We start from the raw sequence: 18,044 nt of genomic DNA on the forward strand, positions 1-18,044 counted from the left end.
CGCGTCCTCCAAACCCAACGCACCCGCGATGTGCGCGGCGGCTATCTCGCCCTGCGAATGGCCGACGACCGCATCCGGACGCACCCCGTGGTACTCCCACCACCGCGTCAACGCCACCATCACCGCCCACAACGCAGGCTGCACCACCTCCACCCGCTCCAACACCGCCGGATCCCCACCGGTCAGCACATCAAGAAGATCGAAGTCCGTATGCGGAGCCAGCGCCCGGGCACAGTCGGCCATCGCCTCCGCGAACACCGGGGAGTCCTCCAGCAGCCGCGCACCCATCCGCACCCACTGCGACCCCTGCCCCGGATAGACAAACACCGTCCTCCCCGGCACCACCTCCCCCTGCACCACACCGTCGAGCGGCATCCCCGCGGCCAGCGCCTCCAACCCCGCCAGCAACTCCCCCCGCTCAGCACCCACCACCACCGCGCGCCGGTCGAAGTGCGTGCGGCGTACGAGCCCCGCGGCCACCTCGGCGGCGGAAAGCTCCGGACGCTCCTCCACGTGGCCGCGCAGCCGCGCCGCCTGGTCCCGGAGCGCCCCGGCCGTCCGGCCGCTCAGCGGCCACGCGACCGTCCCCGGCGCCGCAGGCGACGCCTCGACCTCCGCCGCGTCCGGTGCCTGCTCCAGGATCACGTGCGCGTTCGTCCCGCTCACCCCGAACGACGACACCGCCGCCCGGCGCACCCGACCCGCCTCCGGCCACGCTCGGGACTCCCGGAGAAGCGCCACACCCCCGCCGTCCCAGTCCACGTGCGGCGTCGGCTCGTCCACATGCAACGTCGCGGGCAACTCCCCGTGCCGCATCGCCTGGACCATCTTGATGATGCCCGCCACACCCGCCGCCGCCTGGGCGTGCCCGATGTTCGACTTCACCGACCCCAGCCACACCGGCCGGTCCTCCGGACGCCCCCGCCCGTACGTCGCCAGCAGCGCCTCCGCCTCGATCGGATCGCCCAGCTCCGTGCCCGTGCCGTGCGCCTCCACCGCGTCCACGTCGCCCGGGGCCAAGCCGGCGCTGTCCAGCGCCGCGCGGATCACGCGTTCCTGCGACAGGCCGTTGGGTGCGGTCAGCCCGTTGCTCGCGCCGTCCTGGTTGATCGCCGTGCCGCGGACGACCGCCAGCACCCGGTGCCCCTGGGCCCGCGCCACCGACAGCCGCTCCAGCACCAGCACGCCGACACCCTCGGCCCACCCCGTCCCGTCCGCCGCCGCCGCGAACGACTTGCACCGGCCGTCGGCCGACAGCCCGCGCTGGCGGCTGAACTCCACGAACATCCCGGGCGTCGACAACACCGTCACCCCGGCCGCGAGCGCCCGCTCGCACTCGCCGGTCCGCAGCGACTGCGCCGCCAGGTGCAGCGCCACCAGCGACGACGAACACGCCGTGTCCACCGTCACCGCCGGCCCCTCCAGGCCGAAGACGTACGCGACCCGGCCCGAGGCGACGCTCGGGGTGGTGCCGGTCAGCACGTAGCCTTCGAGCCCGTCCGCGGCCTCGTGCATACGCGGCCCGTAATCCTGCGCCGTGGCGCCCACGAAGACGCCCGTGTGGCTGCCGCGCAGCGCCGACGGGTCGAGCCCCGCCCGCTCCCACGCCTCCCAGCTCGTCTCCAGCAGCAACCGCTGCTGCGGATCCATCGCCAGCGCCTCGCGCGGCGAGATCCCGAAGAACTCGGCGTCGAATCCCGCGACGTCGTGGAGGAAGCCGCCGTGCGCGGTGTACGAGGTGCCCGCGCGGTCCGGGTCCGGGTCGTGCAGGCCGGTCAGGTCCCAGCCGCGGTCGGTGGGGAAGTCCCCGATCGCGTCGCGTTCCTCGCGCAGGAGTCGCCACAGGTCGTCCGGCGAGGCGACGCCGCCGGGGTAGCGGCAGGCCATGCCGACGATGACCACCGGGTCGTCGTCGTCCGCGACGGCCGGGGGCCGTGGGCCGTCCTGCTGCCGCGTGGTGCCGTCGCCGCCGCCGGCGGTGTGCAGCCAGGAGGCCATGGCGGCGGGTGTCGGGTGGCTGAACAGGGCGCCGCTGGGGAGGCGCACGCCGGTCGCGGCGGTGAGGCGCCGGCGCAGTTCGACGGCGCCGTACGAGTCGAGGCCGAGGTCGCGGAAGGCCGTCCCGGTGCTGACGGCGTCCGCGGAGTCGTAGCCGAGTGCGGCGGCCGTGTGGGTCCGTACGAGAGCGGTGAGGCCGGCGAGATCAGGGGGAGGCGCGAGGGGTTCGTCGGCCGGCCCGGCCGACAGCTCGTCCGACGGCTCCGGCGTCTGCGGCGTCTGCGGCGGTTCCGCGGGCCGTGTCTCCGGCGAGCGCCCCGTCCAGTGGCGGCTGCGCTGGAAGCGGTACGTCGGCAGCTCGACCCGCCGCGCGCCCGCACCCGTGTTTACTCCCGCGTCGGCGAAGAACGTGTCCCAGCCGATCTCGACGCCGTGCACGTGCAGTTCCGCGAGGGTGGTGAGGACCGAGCGGTCCTCGGCCACGTCGCGCCGGAGCGTGGGCAGAGCCCGTACTCCGGCCGCGGCCTCGTCCTCCAGGCAGTCCCGGACGAGGCCGCTGAGCGTGGCGCCCGGACCCGTCTCGACGAAGACCGTGGCCCCGCCGGCGTGCGCCGCCCGTACACCGTCGAGGAAGCGGACGGGCTCGCGGACATGCCGCACCCAGTAGTCGGGGGTGCACAGCTCGGCGGCCGTGGCGGGGGCGCCGGTGAGGTCGGAGACGACCGGGACGCGCGGCGCGTGGTACGTGAGGCGGGCGGCGGCCTCCCGGAAGGCGTCGAGCATGCCGTCCATGTGCGGGGAGTGGAAGGCGTGGCTGACGCGCAGGGCGGTGGTCCTGCGACCGCGCGCGGACCAGGCGCCGGTCAGGGCCCGTACGGCGTCGGCGTCACCGGAGACGACCGTCTCCGCGGGGCCGTTGAGCGCGGCGATCGAGAGCCTGCCGCCCGTCTGCCGCTCGGCCTCGGCGAGCGTGCCGCGCAGCTCGGCCTCGCCCGCCTCGATCGCGGCCATGGCGCCCGTCGCGGGGAGGGCCTGCATGAGCGCGCCCCGGGCGGTGACGAGCGCGGCGGCGTCGGCCAGGTCCAGGACCCCGGCGACGTGCGCCGCCGCCAGCTCGCCGACGGAGTGGCCCAGGAGTACGTCGGGGGTGACGCCCCAGCGCTCCAGCAGCCGGTAGAGAGCCACCTCGACGGCGAACAGCGCGGGCTGGGTGTAGCCGGTACCGCCCAGCAGCTCCGCTTCGGGGGTGTCCGCCGCGGCGAAGACGACGTCGCGGAGCGGGCGCCGGAGGTGGGCGTCGAGTGCGGCACAGGCGGCGTCGAACGCCTCGGCGTACGCGGGGAAGGCGGCGTACAGCGCGCGCCCCATGCCGACGCGCTGGCTGCCCTGCCCGGAGAACAGGAACGCCACGCGCTCCTCCCCCGGCGGCGAGGCTGCCATGCCGCGCAGCACGTGCGGCGCGTCGCCGCCCGCCGCGACCGCGGCCAGGCCCGACAGCAGCGCCTCGCGGCCCTCGCCGAGCACCACCGCGCGGTGCTCGAACGCGGTGCGGGTGGTGGCCAGCGCGCCCGCCAGGTCCGGCAGCCCGGCCCCGCCGGCACCGTTCGCGTACGCCGTCAGCGCCCCGGCCTGGGCGCGCAGCGCCGCCGCACTCCGGCCGGAGACCAGCCACGGCAGCGTGCCGGACGAGCCGTCCCGCCCGCTCTCCACGGTCTCCGGCCGCCAGTCCGCCAGCACCACGTGGCAGTTGGTGCCCCCCATGCCGAACGAGCTGACGCCCGCGACGAGCCGTTCCGCCCCCGGCCGGGGCCAGGGCCCCGGCTCCCCCCGTACCCGCAGCTTCAGCTCGTCCAGCGGGATCTCCGGGTGGGGCCGCTCGAAGTGCAGGCTGCCCGGCAGCTCCCGGTGCTTCAGGCTCAGCAGCGCCTTGATGAGGCCGACGGCCCCGGCCGCACCCTCCAGATGCCCGATGTTGGTCTTCACCGAGCCGACGACCAGCTCCTCGCCGGCCCCGCGCCCCGCCGTTTCCAGCGCGGCGCCGAGCGCCGCCGCCTCGACGGGGTCGCCCACGGGCGTGCCGGTGCCGTGGAGTTCGACGTACTGTGCCTCGCCCGGGTCGACTCCGGCGTCCCGGTACGCGGCCCGGACGACGCGCTCCTGCGCCGCGGGGTCGGGCGCCGTCAGCGTGTGGCCCGTGCCGCTGCCCAGGGCGCTGCCCAGGATGACGCCGTGGACCGGGTCGCCGTCGGCGACCGCCGCGGCCAGCGGCTTGAGGACGACGATGCCGCCGCCCTCGCCCCGGACGTAGCCGTTGGCCCGCGCGTCGAACACGCGGCAGCGGGCGTCGGCCCCGTCCGGCGACAGGGCGCCGAACAGCTCGGCCGCGGTGAACCCCTCGGGGAGGAGGTTCAGGTGTACGCCGCCCGCGAGGGCGAGGGTCGACTCGCCGTCGAGGAGGCTCCGTACGGCCAGGTGCACGGCGGCCAGCCCGGAGGACTGGGCGGTGTCCACGGCGAGGCCGGGGCCGGCGAGGCCGAGCAGGTGCGCCAGGCGGCCCGCGGTGGCCGCGCGGCTCAGCCCGGTGGTGCTGTGCGCGGAGAGCGTGCCGGCGGCATGCTGGAGCCGGGCGTAGTCGTCGGTCATCGAGCCGACGAAGACGCCGGTACGGGTGCCGCGCAGCCGGCCGGGCCGTATCCCCGCGTTCTCCAGCGCCTCCCAGGACAGTTCGAGCGCGAGGCGCTGCTGCGGGTCCACGGCCGCGGCCTCGCGCGGCGACATGCCGAAGAACGCGGCGTCGAACCGGTCGACGCCGTCGAGGAAGCCGCCGTGGACGCCCTCGCCCAGGCCGCGCTCCGCGGGTGCCGGGGCGACGGCGTCGACGCCGTCGCGCAGCAGCCCCCAGAACGCCCCGGGGTCCGCCGCTCCGGGCACGCGGCAGGCCATCCCCACCACCGCGATCCGGCGATCGGCCGGTCCGCCCGCGGCGGCGCCGGCCATGCTCGTCACGCTTCTCTCGCTCATGACTCCCCCGTACGATCCGGCGGGCGTGCGCGGGTGAGGGGAGGCGAGCGCGGGACATCATCGCTCCGTACTCGAACGTGACCCACCGCTTCGCCGACGCGACGCCCGGTCCGTGGTGCCCTGCGCCGAAAGGACCGTCAGGCCGCCGGGGCGAGGCGCACCGGAAGCTCCTGCAGTCCGCGCGTGATGATGTACGCGGCCCGGGGCGGCGACGTCGTCTCCAGCTCCAGGTCCAGCGCGGCCAGCGCGTCCACCGCGACCTGCCCGGCGAGCCGGGCGAGGGGCGCGCCGACGCAGAAGTGCACGCCGAGGCCGAAGCCCAGGTTCCGGCCCGCGGGCCGCGACAGCACCAGCGCGTCGGGGTCCTCGTACACCTCGGGGTCGCGGCTGGCGGCCCCGATCAGCAGCATCACCTGCTCGCCGGCGGCGACCGGCACGCCCGCGACCTCGGCGTCCGTCAGCGCGACCCGCGAGATCATCTGCCCGGGCGGGTCGTAGCGCAGCAGCTCCTCGACGGCGGCGGGCGTCTTCTCCGGATGGGCGCGCAGCCAGGCGAGCTGCTCCGGTTGCCGGAGCAGCGCGTACATGCCGTTGCCGATCAGGTTGACCGTGAGCGCGAACCCGGCGGACAGCAGCAGGGTGAGCGTGACGACCAGTTCGTGGCCGGTGAGCTTGCCGTCGGTGTCCTCGGCGGCGACCAGCTCACTGATCAGGTCCCCGGTGGGCGCGGCCCGGCGCTCGTCGGCGAGCTTGCCGAAGTACTCGTACAGCTCGGCCCGGGCGCTGTCGCGGCGGGCGACCTCCTCGGGCGTGAGGAAGAGGCTCGGGTCGAGGCCGTGGGCGATGTCGGCGGAGAGCGCCTGGAACCGCTCGTGCTTCTCCGGCGGCACGCCGATCAGCTCGCCCAGGAGGATCGCGGGCAGCGGGTGGGCGACCGCGGAGATCAGGTCGACGGGACCGCCGCCGGCCGCCGAGACGGCCTTGTCGATCAGCTCCTCGACCACCTCGCGGGCCCGGTCGCGCAGCGCGTCGATGCGGCGCGCCGAGAACGCCTGGCCGACCAGCCCGCGGATGCGGGTGTGGTCCGGCGGGTCCATGAAGATGAACGGGCGCACGGTGGTGCCGTCGGGCGCCTCGCTGAAGTGCTCGGCCACCGTGGCCCCGTCGCCCCAGCCGAACCGGCTGTCGCGCAGCACCGCGGAGACCCCGGCGTGCGTGGGGACCACGACGAGTCCCAGCGGCGTACGGGTCACGGGGCCCTGCTCGCGGATCTTGCGGTAGACCGCGTAGGGGTCGGCGTGGAAGGCCGGGTCGAACGGGTCGAAGGGCAGAAGCTGCGAGAAGATCGCAGGATCTATCGCCGCCTCGGCCGCGTCCGCCCCTTCCTCGTTCACTGGTGTTTCCGACATGCTCTCTTGCTCCCCGTTAGATGGTGAAGTCCCGTTACACGTGGTGGGTGTCAGGCGGTACGGGCCGGCACGAGCTCGACGGGCATCCGCAGGATGACCGTGTGCTTGTTGCTCGGCGCCCAGGTCACGTCGCCTTCGAGCCTGATCTCGGCCACCTGGTCGAGCAGCTCTTCCAGCAGCACGCGCATCTCGATCCGCGCAAGCTGCTCGCCGAGGCAGGAGTGGGTGCCGTGGGCGAACGCCAGGTGCGGGTTGGGGGAGCGGCGGATGTCGAAGGCCGTCGGATCGTCGAAGACGGAGCCGTCCCGGTTGCCCGAGGCCCACCAGAAGGTGACCTTCTCGCCCGCCTTGATCTCCGTGCCGCGGAAGACGGTGTCGCGGGTCGCGGTCCGCCGGTTGTACGGCGTGGGGGTGGACCAGCGCAGCATCTCGTCGATGGCCCCCGGCAGCAGGGAGCGGTCGGCGCGGAGCGCCTGCCACTGCTCGGGGTGCTGGGCGAGGGCGAGGATGCCGGTCGCCAGCGCGTTCCGCGGCGGCTCGCTGCCGGCGATGAGCACCAGGCAGAAGAACGCCTCGCGCTCGTACTCCGACAGCGGCTCCTCACCGCGGTCCGCGGGGATGTCCCCGTGCGCGAGCACGGACATCAGGTCGTTGGCCGGGGGGCCGCCGGCCGCGCGCTTCTGCGCGATCAGCTTCTTGCTGTACTCGTACATGGCGTACTGGGTCTCGGTGGCGGTCTGGTTGACCTTGCCCGAGAGGCGCTCCTCGAAGCCGGCGAGCGTCTCGCCCCACTCGATGAGCTGCGGCATGTCGGACTCGGGTGCGCCGAGCACCCTCCCGACGCACTCGATGGTGTACGGGGCGGTGACGGCCGGCTGGAAGTTCACCCGGCCCTGCGCGACCGCCCGCCCGACGAGCCGGGCCGCGATCTCACGCCATTCCGTTAACCGGGCCTCGACGGCCTGCCGGGCGACGGGCGGGCTGACCAGATCCTTGAACATCTGGTGCCGCGGGTCGTCCTGCATGTTGATCAGGCTGCCGGCGTGCACCCCGGGCTTCAGGTCGTCGATGTGCGTCCCGCCGCCCTCGCGTCCGCCGCCGCCCTTCGAGGAGAACACCGGGTCCTCCGCCGCCGCCTTCAGGTCGGCGTGCCGGGACAGGACCCAGAACCCCTCGCCGTCGACCGTCGTCCCCGGCGGGTGCCACAGGACGGGGGCCTCCTCGCGGAGCCGGACGAAGACCTCGTGCGGGAAGCCGTCGGTGAACCGCGCCTGATCAGTGAGATCGAAGCCGTCCAGCACCGCCGGAAGCTCGGCGGACGCATGCGCCTGTTGCCCCGTCATTTCACTCCTCCCAGCGGCCAACCCCCTTGGCCGCCACCCCGTTTGAGAACTTGCCAGTGAAATCGGGCACGAGTCTGCGTGGTCACATTGGATGTTGTCAATCAATTACGTTTAGCCATCGAGCGCCCGGAAAGGGACATTCTCCACCCCGAGGCAGGACGGCGGGCAGCACGCCGGGAGGGGAGCGCACGCCGGCGTCCGGAGCACGTTCGGGTGGCGTTCACCGCCGCCCCGCACCACCCCCCACCAGGGCGACTGGCCTCCCGTACGGCGTCGGCCCCGTCGGCAGCCCGCCACCGCCGGCCCGCCGATTTCCCCCCGCAGCAGCAAACCCCCGCGTCGGATTTCTCCGAAGCGGGGGTTCTGTCGTTCTGACCGGGCAAGGACACTCACTTGCCCGCTCTGTGCGCGAGGGGGGAGTTGAACCCCCACGTCCTTTCGGACACTGGAACCTGAATCCAGCGCGTCTGCCTATTCCGCCACCCGCGCAAAGGGTGTGCCGTACGCGACCCGCGGGCCGCTCCGGCGTCGTGCTGACATCAGGAAGCCTAGCACGCTGTTCGGACCCGAATCACATCCGTTTTGCCCGCACCGCGGCCGCTCGGTGCCGGTGGTGCGGGACACTGGGAGGAGCCGCCCGTACCATCCCAGTGGACGCCTGGGCGGACGGTGGAGGAGCAGGAGCGGACGTCCGGCCGGACGGCCGGCCGGACAGGTGCGAGACCGGTGTGAGAGAGGACACCGCGTACCGGCGGCGGGGACGGGAACCACTCCATTCCCCCGCGCGTGGATACGATCAGCGTGCAGTTTCGAGCAGCATGTTCGAGGGCCCGGCGGGAAGGCCCGTAGGAGAGGAGGTGCCCCGTGGGAGTACTCAAGCGCTTCGAGCAGCGTCTCGAGGGTCTCGTCAACGGCACCTTCGCCAAGGTGTTCAAGTCCGAGGTGCAGCCGGTGGAGATCGCCGGCGCCCTCCAGCGCGAGTGCGACAACAACGCCACGATCTGGAACCGTGAGCGCACGGTCGTGCCCAACGACTTCATCGTGGAGCTGAGCGCCCCCGACTACGACCGGCTCGCTCCGTACTCCGGCCAGCTCGGCGAGGAGCTGGCCTCCATGGTCCGCGACTACGCGCAGCAGCAGCGTTACACCTTCATGGGCCCCATAAAGGTGCACCTGGAGAAGGCGGACGACCTCGACACGGGGCTCTACCGGATCCGCAGCCGCACCCTGGCCGGCAGCCACTCGCAGGCGCCCGCACGGGGCCGGCCCGGCGGGGGCGCGCCCACCGTGCCGCCCGGCCCTCCGGCCCCCGCGGCCCCGGCCGGCCCCGGCGGCTACGGCTCGCAGCCGACCGACTACGCCGCCTACGGCCGCCCCCCGCAGCACCAGCCGCCGCCGATGCCCGCGGGCCCGCCCCCCGGGGCGCCCGGCGCCGCCCCCGCGGGCGGCGCGCGCCGGCTGCGCCACTGGCTGGAGATCAACGGCGTACGCCACCAGATGACCCGGCAGTCGCTGGTCCTCGGGCGCAGCACGGAAGCGGACGTACGGATCGACGACCCCGGCGTTTCGCGCCGGCACGCCGAGATCCGTACCTTCGACGGCGGCGCGATGGTGCAGGATCTCGGGTCCACCAACGGCATCGTGGTGGACGACCAGCACACCCAGCGCGCTACGCTCCGCGACGGCTCACGCATCCGCGTGGGCAGCACCACCGTCCTCTACCGGCAAGCCGAAGGGTGAAGCGGGGCCGATGTCAGAGCTGACCCTGACGGTCATGCGGCTGGGTTTCCTCGCCGTACTGTGGCTGTTCGTCATCGTCGCCGTGCAGGTCATCCGCAGCGACCTGTTCGGCACCCGGGTCACCCGGCGGGCCGCGGCCGTCCAGGACCGTCCGCCGCCGCGCCCGCAGGCGCCGCCGCAGGACGCCAGGGGCGGGCGCGGCGGGCGCCGGGGCCAGCGCGGCGCCCCGACCAAACTCGTGGTCACCGAGGGGTCGCTCACCGGCACCACCGTCACCCTCCAGGGGCAGACCATCACCCTGGGCCGGGCCCACGACTCCACAATCGTGCTGGACGACGACTACGCCTCCTCACGGCATGCCAGGATCTATCCGGACCGTGACGGGCGCTGGATCGTGGAGGACCTCGGTTCCACCAACGGCACGTACCTCGACCGGACCCGGCTGACCGTGCCGGTGCCGATCCCGCCCGGCGCGCCGATCCGTATCGGCAAGACCGTCATCGAGCTGCGGAAGTAGAAGACACCATGACCGGAGGGCGGGCACCATGCGGATGTACCCGGAGCCGACCGGCGAGGTGCGCATGAGCCTCTCTCTGCGCTTCGCGGCCGGGTCGCACGAGGGCATGATCCGTGACCACAACGAGGACTCCGGCTACGCCGGCCCCCGGCTGCTCGCCATCGCCGACGGCATGGGCGGCCAGGCCGCCGGCGAGGTCGCCAGCTCCGAGGTCATCTCCGTCATGGTTTCCCTGGACGAGGACGTCCCGGGCTCCGACCTGCTCACCTCGCTCGGCGGCACCGTGGAGCACGCCAACGACCGGCTGCGCCGCATGGTCGAGGAGGACCCGCGGCTGGAGGGCATGGGCACCACGCTCACGGCCCTGCTGTGGACGGGCCAGCGCCTCGGCCTGGTGCACGTCGGCGACTCCCGCGCGTATCTGCTGCGCGACGGCGTGCTCACGCAGATCACCAAGGACCACACCTGGGTGCAGCGGCTCGTCGACGAGAACCGCATCACCGAGGAGGAGGCCACCACCCACCCGCAGCGCTCGCTGCTGATGCGCGCGCTGGGCAGCGGCGACCAGGTCGAGCCCGACCTGTCCATCCGGGAGGTGCGCGCCGGCGACCGCTACCTGGTCTGCTCCGACGGCCTGTCGTCCGTGGTCAGCCACGAGACGATGGAGAACACCCTCGCCGGCTACGCCGGGCCGCAGGAGACCGTGCAGGAGCTGATCGAGCTGGCGCTGCGCGGCGGCGGCCCGGACAACATCACCGTCATCATCGCCGACGTCCTCGACGCCGCCGACGACGACACCATGGCCGGCCGGCTCAACGACGCCCCCCTGGTCGTCGGCGCCGTCGCCGAGAACCAGCAGCAGATCGACACCGCCGGCATGCAGACCCCGGCCGCCCGCGCCGCGGGCCTCGGCCGGCCCACGCCGCCGCAGGCCGGCGGCTTCGGCCCGGCCGAGGACGGCGACCCGTACGGGCTCTCGTACAACGACGAGGACTTCGTCAAGGCCCCGCCGCGCTTCAGGTGGCTCAAGCGCGGGCTGCTGCTCGCCGTGGTCCTCGGCGGGCTGGGATTCGGCGGCTACAAGGCGTACGACTGGACCCAGTCGCAGTACTACGTGGGCACGAAGGACGACCACGTCGCCCTCTACCAGGGCATCGACCAGAAGCTCGCCTGGATGAGCCTGTCCTCCGTCCACCAGGACCACCCGGACATCGAGCTGAAGTACCTGCCCACCTACCAGCAGAAGCGCGTCGAGGACACCATCGCCGAGGAGAGCCTCGTCGACGCCCGGGCGAAGGTGGCCGACCTCCAGCAGCAGGCCGACGTCTGCCGTACGGTCGCCGAGGCCGCGGCCGAGGACGCCCGCGCGCAGGACGAGGAGCGGCGGCAGCAGGAGCAGGAGAAGCAGAACCCGGACGGGCAGAACCCCGATGGGAAGAACCCCGACAAGCCGGGCGACACCGGGAACGCGGCGGAGGACGAGAAGTCCGAGTCGCCGGCGCCCGGAGCCTCGTTGAGCGAGGAAGAGCAGAAACTGGCGAGGCAGTGCCCGAAGCAATAACCGATGGGGGGGGCGGACCGCACATGAGCAGCAGCCACACCAGCACCATCAGCTCGGTGGCCGCGCCCAGCCGGCGCAACACGGAACTGGCGATGCTCGTCTTCGCCGTGGTCATCCCGGTCTTCGCCTACGTCAACGTGGGTCTGGCCAAGGAGGACTCGGTCCCCGCCGGCGTCTTCGGCTACGCGGCGGGGCTCGGCTGCCTGGCCGCCGTCGCGCACCTGGTGGTGCGGAAGTTCGCCCCGTACTCCGACCCGCTGCTGCTGCCGATCGCCACCCTTCTCAACGGCCTGGGCCTGGTGCTGATCTGGCGCCTCGACCAGGAGCCGTCCCTCACCACGCCCGCGCTCGGCGGCGCGATGGCCCCCGGCCAGCTCATGTGGTCCGCGGTGGGCGTGGGCCTCTTCGTCTTCGTGCTGCTCTTCCTCAAGGACCACCGGGTCCTCCAGCGGTACACGTACATCTCCATGGCCGCGGCGCTGGCCCTGCTGATCATGCCGATGGTGCCGGGCCTGGGCGCCAACGTGAACGGCGCCCGCATCTGGGTCCGCATCCCGGGCCTCGGCTCGCTGCAGCCCGGTGAGTTCGCGAAGATCGTCATCGCGGTCTTCTTCGCCGGCTACCTGATGGTCAAGCGGGACGCCCTGGCCCTGGCCAGCCGCCGCTTCATGGGGCTGTACCTGCCGCGGGGCCGCGACCTCGGCCCCATCCTGGTGATCTGGGGCCTCAGCCTCATGATCCTGGTCTTCGAGACCGACCTCGGCACCTCGCTGCTCTTCTTCGGCCTCTTCGTGATCATGCTCTACGTGGCCACGGAGCGCACGAGCTGGATCGTCTTCGGCCTGCTGCTGTCCGCGCTCGGCGCGGTCAGCGTGGCCTCCTTCAACAGCCACATCGGCGACCGCGTCGACAACTGGCTGAACCCGCTGGCGCGCAGCCCCGTCAACGACGGCGTGACCGAGACCGCGCAGGCGATGTTCTCCTTCGGCTCCGGCGGCCTCTTCGGCTCCGGCCTCGGTCAGGGCTTCTCCCGGCTCATCGGCGGCATCGCCACCAAGAGCGACTACATCCTCGCCACCGTCGGCGAGGAGCTGGGCCTGACCGGCCTCATGGCGATCATCGTCCTGTACGGGCTGCTCATCGAGCGCGGCATGCGCACGGCCCTCGCGGCCCGCGACCCGTTCGGCAAGCTGCTCGCGGTCGGCCTGTCCGGCGCGTTCGCGCTGCAGTGCTTCGTCGTCGCCGGCGGCGTCACCGCGCTCATCCCGCTGACCGGCATGACGATGCCGTTCCTCGCCCAGGGAGGCTCCTCGGTCATCGCCAACTGGGCCCTGATAGCGATCCTGCTGCGCATCAGCGACACCGCACGCAGACCCGCCCCGGCGCCGGCACCCTCACCCGACGCCGAGATGACCCAGGTGGTACGCACATGAACAAGCCGCTCCGCCGCGTCGCCGTCTTCTGCGGCCTGCTGGTGATAGCCCTGCTCGTCCGGGTCAACTGGATCCAGTTCGTCGAGGCCGACGAGCTGCGCACCCACGAGGACAACCGGCGCGTGGCCATCGAGCGCTACGCCCACCCCCGCGGCAACATCATCGTCGGCGACAAGGCGATCACCGGCTCGACCGAGACCTCGGGCAGCGACTTCAAGTACAAGCGCACCTACAAGGACGGCCCGCTGTGGGCCCCCGTCACGGGCTACGCCTCCCAGGCGTTCGGCGCCAACCAGTTGGAGTCGTTGAACGACGGCATCCTCACCGGCAACGACGACCGGCTGTTCTTCAACCGCACGATCGACATGATCACCGGCAAGGACAAGAAGGGCGGCAACGTCGTCACCACCCTCGACGCGGGCGTGCAGAAGGCCGCGTTCGAGGGCCTGGGCGACCGCAAGGGCGCCGTCGCCGCGATCGACCCGGAGACCGGTGCGATCCTCGGCCTCGCCAGCAGCCCCAGCTACGACCCGTCCTCCTTCGCGGGCAACTCCGGCAAGGACGAGGACGCCTGGGTCGGGCTGAACAAGGACAAGGACAAGCCCATGCTCAACCGGGCGCTGCGCGAGACGTACCCGCCCGGTTCCACCTTCAAGGTCGTCACCGCCGCGGCGGCGCTGGAGAGCGGCAAGTACGACATGGACGAGCCGACCGGCGCCCCCGAGACGTACAAGCTGCCGCTGTCGACCAACACCCTGGGCAACGAGGTCAAGGGCGTGTGCGAGGACGCCACCCTGCGCGAGGCGCTGCAGTGGTCCTGCAACTCGGTCTACGCGATGATCAGCGACAAGATCGGCAACGAGGGCATGATCGAGATGTCCGAGGAGTTCGGCTTCGGCGACTCCGAGCTCGACACCCCGGTCCGCGCCGCCGAGAGCATCTATCCGGAGATGGACCGCCCGCAGAACGCCATGGGCGGCATCGGCCAGGCGTCCAACCGCGCGACGCCGCTGCAGATGGCGATGGTCGCCTCGGCCGTCGCGAACGACGGCGAGCTGATGAAGCCGTACATGGTCGAGAAGCTGGTCGCGCCGAACCTCAACGACATCGAGGTGACGCAGCCGGAGAAGCTCAGCGAGCCGCTGTCCGGCGAGAACGCGCAGAAGATGCAGCAGATGATGGAGACCGTCGTCAACGAGGGCACGGGCTCCAACGCCAGGATCGACGGGGCCACCGTCGGCGGCAAGACGGGTACCGCGCAGCACGGCATCGACAACCGGGACCTGCCGTACGCCTGGTTCATCTCGTACGCCAAGGATCCCGACAGCGGTAAGCAGATCGCCGTCGCCGTCGTCGTCGAGGACGCCAGCGCGAACCGCGACGACATCTCCGGCGGCGGCGTCGCGGCGCCGATCGCCAAGAGCGTCATGGAAGCCGGGCTGGGGCGGTAGGCCCTGCCGGCAGGGACGGCGGCGCGGGGAGGTCGTGCAGGAAAGTCGCGGGGAAACCGCGCGGCGAAGCGGACGGGGAAGCACACGGGGACGAAGGGGTGCGGAGTGGGGCGACGGGGGCGTCATCCCGGAGGAGTGCCGGGAAAGTGACCCCGTGAGGGGAACCGCGGAGCGGGTCTGCGGCGTCACCCGATAGCGGTCGGATACCGGTCGGATATCGGCTGACGGTCCGGCCCGAACGGTGTCCTCCGCGCCCGGTACGGTATGCCGAGCAGCACGAGCCGGACACCCCGTGCCGACGCTCCACTTCGGTACGGGAGCAGGAACGGAAGAGGGCTGGGAGAAGCTATGGAAGAGCCGCGTCGCCTCGGCGGGCGGTACGAGCTGGGCCAGGTGCTCGGCCGCGGCGGCATGGCCGAGGTGTACCTCGCCCACGACACCCGCCTCGGCCGTACGGTCGCGGTCAAGACGCTCCGTGCCGACATGGCCCGCGACCCCTCGTTCCAGGCCCGCTTCCGCCGCGAGGCCCAGTCCGCCGCCTCCCTGAACCACCCCGCCATCGTCGCCGTCTACGACACCGGCGAGGACTACATCGACGGCGTCTCCATCCCGTACATCGTCATGGAGTACGTCGACGGCTCCACGCTGCGCGAGCTGCTGCACTCCGGGCGCAAGCTGCTGCCCGAGCGCACGCTGGAGATGTGCACGGGCATCCTCCAGGCCCTGGAGTACTCGCACCGCAGCGGCATCGTCCACCGCGACATCAAGCCGGCGAACGTCATGCTGACCCGCACCGGCCAGGTCAAGGTCATGGACTTCGGCATCGCCCGTGCGATGGGCGACTCCGGCATGACGATGACGCAGACCGCGGCCGTCATCGGCACCGCGCAGTACCTCTCCCCCGAGCAGGCCAAGGGCGAGCAGGTCGACGCGCGCTCCGACCTGTACTCGACGGGCTGCCTGCTGTACGAGCTGCTGACCGGCCGGCCGCCGTTCGTCGGCGACTCCCCGGTGGCGGTGGCGTACCAGCACGTACGCGAGGAGGCGCAGCCGCCGAGCACGTTCGACCCCGAGGTCACGCCCGAGATGGACGCCATCGTGATGAAGGCGCTCGTCAAGGACCCGGACTACCGGTATCAGAGCGCCGACGAGATGCGCGCCGACATCGACGCCGCGCTGGAGGGCCTGCCCGTCGCGGCGGCCGCCGGGATGGGCGCCGCCGGCTTCGCCGCCGACACCCCGACCACCGCGATGGCCCCGCAGAACGGGTACGGCACCACGATGCTGCCGCCCGCGCGGGACGACGACGGCGGCATGGGCTACGAGGACCGCGGCGCGGGCCGCCGCCGGCAGCAGAAGCGCAGCGGCGCGACGTCGACGGTGCTGCTGGTCCTCGCCGGCATCCTAGTCCTCGTCGGCGCCATCTTCATCGGCAAGTCGATCTTCGGCGACCAGGGGGCCGACCCGGTCACGGTGCCGGACGTCGTCGGCGAGAAGTTCGAGGACGCCCAGAACTCCATGAGCAACCTCAAGCTCACCCTGACCAAGGAGGGCGAGGAGCGCTGCGACCAGCCCAAGGGCACGGTGTGCAGCACCGACCCCGCGGCCGACGAGGAGGTCGAGCGCGGCTCGACCGTGACCGCGATCGTGTCCAAGGGCCAGGGCGTGCAGAAGGTCACCGTCCCGGACGTGACGGGCCTGGACGTCGACGAGGCCGAGGACACCCTGCGGGAGGCGGGCTTCGACGTCGAGCAGGAGGAGCAGGAGTCCAGCGAGCCGGAAGGCCAGGTCCTGGGCCAGGACCCGGAGGGCGACACCAAGGCCGCGAAGAACTCCACCGTCACCCTCACCGTCGCGACCGAGCCGGAGGAGACCGAGCCGGCGGCGATCAACGTCCCGAAGGTCGACGGTCTGGCGTACGAGGACGCGAAGGCGACCCTGGAGGGCCAGGGCTTCGTCGTCCAGCGCACGGACCAGGCGACGGCCGACGCGGCCCCGGAGACGGTCATCGCGCAGAGCCCGGAGGCGGGCACGGCCGCGACGGAGGGCGACACGGTCACGCTGACGGTCGCCGTCGAGCCGGACGAGCCGGATACGGTGACGGTGCCGTCGGACCTGGTCAACAAGACCGTCGGAGAGGCACGTGCGCAGTTGGAGGGCATGGGTCTGGCCGTCAGCGTCATCCCCGGCGCACCCTCGGACGATGCGGCGATCATCGTGGCGCACGATCCGGCCGCGGGTTCGGAGGTCGCCCCGGGCAGCACCGTGAACCTGGTCACGCGGCCGGGCGGCTGAGAGGCGGCCGGCTCCCCGGCCGCGTCAATCACCGCGATGCGAGCGCCCCCGCCGAGCGGGTAGGCTGGGGGCCGCTCGGGGCCTTAGCTCAGTTGGTAGAGCGCTGTCTTTGCATGGCAGATGTCAGGAGTTCGACTCTCCTAGGCTCCACGGTTCCGCTCAGCGGATCAGACGCATGCGAGCGCCCTCCGGGAGGATCCTCCCGGAGGGCGCTCGCCCGTTCACAGGCGCTCGTCCCCGCCGGGGAGGCCGCGCGGCCCGGTAACGTCCCGGTGGCGCCGGGTACGTCCGGCCGCGGCCCCCGGGCACGGGTGCACCGTCAGAGGTCGTCCTCCCGTTCGTAGTACGCGCGGCCGGTGTCCGTGGGCTCGCCCGCCTCCGAGCGTGCCGTGCCGCCGCCCTCGGCATCCATGTCCGCCGCCGCCTCACGGGTCTCGCGGTCCGTGGACGCGGTGTCGTCGACCATCCGCGTGCGGGAGGCGTCGTCGCCGGGTTCGGTGGCTTCCGGGGGTTCGACCATCCAGTCCGGGTTGATCTGGCGCTTCCACCAGCGCCAGGCGACGAGCGCGGCGGCGCCGAGGACACCGAAGACGGCGGTGCGCCTGGCCGTACGGCCGACGGCCTCGCGGCGGTGCCTTCTGCGCGCCAGGTCGTCGATCTCCGCCGGGCTCACCTCGCCCTTCAGCGCCGACACCGCCGCGGTGCCGCGGGCGGCGGCCTGCCGGGTGACGGGGCCGGCGGCGGCCTTCGTCGCGGCTGCGGCGGCCTTCGTCGCCGCGGCGGCGCCCAGGACGCGCGGGGCGGCGTACCCTGCCGCCTTGCGCGCCCGGCGGGCGGCGTCCGAGGCGGTTCTGTCCAGTTCTCCGGGCACGGCTTGGCGCGCCTTGCGTACGCGGGGGCCGACGTGGGCGCCGTAGGCCACGTGAGCGCTCGTGGTCAGGTCGGAGACCTTCGGGCCGATGCGCTCGCGCGCCCCCTGCGCCATGTGGGCGCAGTGGTCCCTGGCGGTGGCGGCGTACGGAGCCACCGCCTCGGCCGCCTGATGCACGCTCTGCCTTGCCGTGTCGGTGGCCGTGCGCGCGCCGTTCTTGCGGGTCACGGAACTCTCCTTCGCCTTCGTACGGGACGGTGTCACTGTGCGCCTGTTCACCTGCGTACAGATCATGCCCGGATTCGCCCTACTCGGCATGTTCTGTTACATCCGAGAGTTGGCGGGAGGCTGGGGACCGCCCGGGCGGGCGTGCGAGGATCGGGGGACGCAAATGAATCCGTAAGG

10 protein-coding genes and 2 tRNA genes are annotated in these 18,044 nt (G+C 72.7%); 7 read left to right on the plus strand and 5 right to left on the minus strand.

Features of this window, described 5'->3' with window-relative positions; all coding sequences use genetic code 11:
* The 4 genes from I003_RS0125885 to I003_RS0125900 form a co-directional block, all read right to left on the minus strand.
* On the minus strand, window positions 1-5,019 hold a 5,019-nt coding region (locus I003_RS0125885; protein ID WP_037721748.1), incomplete at its 3' end, for a type I polyketide synthase.
* Between the two features lie 137 nt (window positions 5,020-5,156).
* Entirely contained in the window at window positions 5,157-6,428 is a 1,272-nt protein-coding gene (locus I003_RS0125890) for a cytochrome P450 (protein WP_027774169.1), read from the minus strand.
* Window positions 6,429-6,478: 50 nt separating this feature from the next.
* A complete protein-coding gene (locus I003_RS0125895; protein ID WP_027774170.1) occupies window positions 6,479-7,771 on the minus strand; it encodes a cytochrome P450 in 1,293 nt (430 codons plus the stop codon).
* 405 nt (window positions 7,772-8,176) lie between these two features.
* Window positions 8,177-8,260 (minus strand) — tRNA-Leu (locus tag I003_RS0125900).
* Between the two features lie 375 nt (window positions 8,261-8,635).
* Here I003_RS0125900 and I003_RS0125905 point away from each other — a divergent pair.
* From I003_RS0125905 to I003_RS0125935, 7 genes are all read left to right on the plus strand, one after another.
* Window positions 8,636-9,511, plus strand: a complete 876-nt coding sequence (locus I003_RS0125905; protein ID WP_027774171.1) for a DUF3662 and FHA domain-containing protein — start codon at window positions 8,636-8,638, stop codon at window positions 9,509-9,511.
* Between the two features lie 10 nt (window positions 9,512-9,521).
* A complete protein-coding gene (locus tag I003_RS0125910; protein ID WP_027774172.1) occupies window positions 9,522-10,028 on the plus strand; it encodes an FHA domain-containing protein FhaB/FipA in 507 nt (168 codons plus the stop codon).
* Window positions 10,029-10,056: 28 nt separating this feature from the next.
* The gene (locus I003_RS0125915) at window positions 10,057-11,589 is read left to right on the plus strand and encodes a protein phosphatase 2C domain-containing protein (protein ID WP_027774173.1); all 1,533 of its coding nucleotides are present in this window, start codon (window positions 10,057-10,059) and stop codon (window positions 11,587-11,589) included.
* 23 nt (window positions 11,590-11,612) lie between these two features.
* Window positions 11,613-13,022 (plus strand): FtsW/RodA/SpoVE family cell cycle protein, encoded by a 1,410-nt coding sequence (locus I003_RS0125920; RefSeq protein ID WP_027774174.1) that lies wholly within the window; start codon window positions 11,613-11,615, stop codon window positions 13,020-13,022.
* Entirely contained in the window at window positions 13,019-14,473 is a 1,455-nt protein-coding gene (locus I003_RS0125925; protein WP_027774175.1) for a penicillin-binding transpeptidase domain-containing protein, read from the plus strand. Before I003_RS0125920 ends, I003_RS0125925 begins: the two co-directional genes overlap by 4 nt.
* A gap of 348 nt (window positions 14,474-14,821) precedes the next feature.
* Complete coding sequence (pknB, locus tag I003_RS0125930) at window positions 14,822-16,768, plus strand: Stk1 family PASTA domain-containing Ser/Thr kinase (protein WP_027774176.1); 1,947 nt, start codon at window positions 14,822-14,824, stop codon at window positions 16,766-16,768.
* A 77-nt stretch (window positions 16,769-16,845) separates the two neighbouring features.
* A tRNA-Ala gene (locus I003_RS0125935) sits at window positions 16,846-16,918 on the plus strand.
* Window positions 16,919-17,087: 169 nt separating this feature from the next.
* Here the strand turns inward: I003_RS0125935 and I003_RS0125940 are convergent.
* Window positions 17,088-17,867: a DUF5324 family protein gene (locus I003_RS0125940; protein WP_027774177.1), complete on the minus strand. Its 780-nt coding sequence runs from the start codon at window positions 17,865-17,867 to the stop codon at window positions 17,088-17,090.
* Between the last annotated feature and the right edge of the window lie 177 nt (window positions 17,868-18,044).

The organism is Streptomyces sp. CNQ329 (assembly GCF_000482585.1).